The sequence below is a fragment of the Phycisphaerae bacterium genome, assembly GCA_035384605.1.
GTDB lineage: Bacteria > Planctomycetota > Phycisphaerae > UBA1845 > PWPN01 > JAUCQB01.
Genome location: DAOOIV010000223.1, coordinates 1 through 3,457 on the forward strand (window position 1 = coordinate 1; position 3,457 = coordinate 3,457).

The 3,457-nt window shown below is 60.9% G+C and carries 4 protein-coding genes; all 4 read right to left on the minus strand.

Features of this window, described 5'->3' with window-relative positions:
• Window positions 1-115 precede the first annotated feature (115 nt).
• Entirely contained in the window at window positions 116-1,054 is a 939-nt protein-coding gene (locus PLL20_22040) for a hypothetical protein (GenBank protein ID HPD32681.1), read from the minus strand.
• Between the two features lie 215 nt (window positions 1,055-1,269).
• Window positions 1,270-2,517 carry a GDSL-type esterase/lipase family protein gene (locus PLL20_22045; protein ID HPD32682.1) on the minus strand — a complete coding sequence of 416 codons (1,248 nt, stop codon included), beginning with the start codon at window positions 2,515-2,517 and terminating at the stop codon, window positions 1,270-1,272.
• 1 nt (window position 2,518) lies between these two features.
• The gene (locus PLL20_22050) at window positions 2,519-2,710 is read right to left on the minus strand and encodes a hypothetical protein (protein ID HPD32683.1); all 192 of its coding nucleotides are present in this window, start codon (window positions 2,708-2,710) and stop codon (window positions 2,519-2,521) included.
• Window positions 2,711-3,211: 501 nt separating this feature from the next.
• The coding region (locus PLL20_22055) for a DUF362 domain-containing protein (protein HPD32684.1) at window positions 3,212-3,457 on the minus strand (246 nt) is incomplete at its 5' end.

Consider the following 3,457-nt stretch of genomic DNA (forward strand, 5'->3'; position numbering starts at 1 on the left):
AGCCAAGCTGGTGGGATGTGACGCTTCAACAGATCCGGATCAGCCAGGATCTCCAAACGAGTCGGGTAAACCGGAAATCGGCAGTGCTTCATCGGCGCGCATTCGAGACTCATGTTCATATCACTCCCTGCCCTTTGAGCCAGTCCGCGAAGTCCTTCACCTGCAGGCGGAGAAGACGTTTGGACTCCGCCAGACGTTCTTCGCTTGTCATTCTCCCGATACGATCGTGCTCGTGGACGGCAGCCCTGAACAACTCGGCCAAGTCCTGTGTTTCTGTCAGGCCAGACGGCTGCGCGGAATCAGACGCCGGCTTGGGCCACGCAATCGGATCATAGAAGATCCCCAGACGCAGCCCCCGACCCTGTTCCCCCGCGTATTTGGCGATCCAAGCGGCCGTGTCTTTGAAGTCATATTCCTGCACCGAGGAAGACCTTAGGGTCGTCATTGTATCGTCCGTATCGTCATGGTTGGTCCTCGATTCTCTATGATCAGATTGAGACACAAACTCGACGGCCACGAAGCGAGTCGAGTCCACAAGGTCCAAATTCAGCGACCTCGTCTGGGTCCTGGCGGGTTTCGCTGTGAGGCCATCGCGCCCGGTGACCCAGTCCTCCTTCCGCACCTCTATCCTCAAAGGAATCGAGACGTCCTCCATCGGCACGTCTCGCTGCGAGAAGTGCAGCCCGGCCTGTTGCAGTTCCTCAGTAATCACCTGCAAGGCCTCTTCCTCGGATAAGAACACTGGCGGATTGACCACGACACAGCCCGTGGCTCCTCTGCCTTCGCCGTGCTCGAAAATCGGGGCCACGATGGCCGCCTTGCCGGCCAGGTCATTTCCCGCCGGGCGGGCCGACGAACCAGCCGGCTGGTCCTTCGAGCAACCGGTGCCGTTGACCGCCAGGAACACGCTCAACAGACCCGCCATCTCGCCCCGAGACAGCCAAGCTGGTGGGATGTGACGCTTCAACAGATCCGGATCAGCCAGGATCTCCAGACGGGTGGGGTAAAGGGGGCCAGCGGACCGCTTGACTGGCCTGGACCGCAGAGTCGCCATGCTCGTGCCTCCCGCGGATGGATCGATATGCCGGCCGTCGAATGACCGATCAAAAGGATTATACGCGAATCATCCTGCTGGGTTTCACTTCGGGACGAAAACGTCGACAGCCACGTGACCAGGCCCGGTGCCTGCCACCCCCTGGCGTCGTCTTTGAGGCACGCCCTTTCAGGCGGACCGGCGGCGAAGCGAACCGAGCCCCGTTTTCGCGACGGTCACGGCCGGCTGGCCGGCGGCAGCCGCTTGAGAACGAATCGATAGGGCACGGGTTTGGCAACGGTTCGCTGGAGCGATTCCATCCGTTCGTTGATATCCGTGATCTTTCGCCAAACATCACCAAGATTGGGGTTACCGCCCAGATACATCGCCGAGAGCTTCTCGGCTTGCACCATTTGGTTCCGCGAGTCGGTCAGCATGATCAGCGTGGCCGCCTGGGCGTCCCACGGACCGCCCGGGACCCAGCCGTCCGGTGTGGCAGAGGAGATGTTGAGGCCCTCCGCCAGTCTTTCAACCGGCCAGGTGCCGACCTCTCGGCCTGCGACGGTGAGCTGGTAACGGCCGGGCGAGAGCCCCTTCACCGCCAGCATGTATCGGTTGAGTTGGTCGGGGATTGGGATGAACCGGAACTGCAGGGCACCCAACGGGCCAAGGTTGAACGGCAGTCCCTCATCCAGGCGGTCGAACTCCACTGTCTCGGTGGTGACCTTCAGCTCCGAAACCTTGCAGCCAGAGGCCTCGGCAACTCGCCCCGCGGCCGCATCGATCGTCACCGAAGAAACCTCGGCCGGGGCCCCAAGGCCCTTCAGAATCGCGAATCCCATCGCCAACTGGCCGAGATCGTTGAGGTGGATGCCGTCGGCGGCGTGCAGCGTGTGCTTGTCTTTGTCATCCTTCGCCTCATGGTTGGCGGCCCAGATCCGCTTCTGGATCTCGCGCATCGATCGCTGCACGTCGATCGCACCGCCGCCGAGAGATCGCGACAGGGCCATGCCCTCATCGCACATCCGCTGGAGATAGTCGTTTTCGCTCTTATCGGGGTCAGCCCCGGTGATCGCCGCCGAGCAGATGAACACCCGCACGCCGCGACTTCTGCATTGCGTGACAATGTCCCGAATACCGTCGAGGTACTTCTGTTTGTGTTCGTCGTCGGCCTTGCCGCCCCAGCCGATGTCATTGACGCCGTAGGCCACCGTCACCAGCGTAGCCCCGTGACCCAGAACGTCTCGCTCAAGCCGGGCAGCGCCGCCGGCGGCCGTGTCCCCGCCCCAACCCGCGTTGATGAAACGAACTCTGCGGTCCGGGTAACGCAGGAGCGTATAGTTCTCGACGATCTTACCGTAGCCTCGGGCGGCGGTGATACTGTCGCCCAGAAACACCACCGTATCGCCGTCATGGATGGCAAACTCGGCTCGCAGAGCACCTGCGAGAACAAAGAAAAGAGCCGCGACTTGCCAGGTTTTCACTTCAACCTTTCTTACTGAGGAACTTGTCGAGCCTGTCAAACATCGCGGCTCGTTGATCCGGGCTGGAGTTCAAGAACTCAAACATGGCCGCCGCCACGACTTTCTCTTTGACATACCCCGCTTTCGAACACTCCTTGTCAAAAGCCGTCACCAGTTTGCCGGGCAGATAATAGGATCTTTTGGGTTTTTCCATGATCGAAATCTCCCTGTGTTGAAATCAGTCGTTTTCTTGAATCGCACACGTCAGGACTTCTGATCGGAGCTTCATGATACAGTCTCCCTCTGGGCAAAGCAAGAGGTTTTGCTGCCCAGCCAGAGCCGATAGACTCCGGCCAGTGGGGCAGAGGGGGCAGATGCCGATCCTTCCACCTGAGGCGGGACTACGAATACGTCGGGGGCGACCGCCATCTTCCGGCAGGAGCGCCAGATTCCCGGCGCGGCCCTGTAACCTGCTCCGATCAGTTCGGGGGCCGTTACAGATACGGCGGGGGTCTGCCATGGGGACCACCGGCGGCTTGCCCGCAGGTTCTCTGGTCAGATGATCCCAGGTCTTTCCGTGCTTGAGACAAACCCCCTTCGCAGGCCCCATTAGCAGGGTGCCTTCACAACAGCCATACCATCTGTTGGCCGCTCTTCGAGAGAACTGAAACGCCTCTGCCTACGAGGCCTTGTCCGGTATCCGTGCGACGCAATGTCAGCGTGTCGCGGTGACTATCTTCCGCCCGCGCAGCCGACGGGTTTCCGGGGCCTCGGAAACGCATGTGCCAAGGATGCGAAATGCCTTGCCGATCAGTTGCAGCGTACTTCGGTCGAGCTTGGCCGGCTCGATCCCGACGTCCGGCCAGCCGTTCTCGTCGGGCGCCACCTTTTCCCAATTGTGGAACAGCCGGCCCCATTCGCTTCGAAGAATCTCCTCGACCCGGCTTTTCCCGTTGTAGGG

Coding starts and splice junctions, on each gene's coding strand:
- PLL20_22040 (HPD32681.1), bottom strand. CDS start 1,054: ATGGCGACTCTGCGGTCCAGGCCAGTCAAGCGGTCCGCTGGCCCCCTT.
- PLL20_22050 (HPD32683.1), bottom strand. CDS start 2,710: ATGGAAAAACCCAAAAGATCCTATTATCTGCCCGGCAAACTGGTGACG.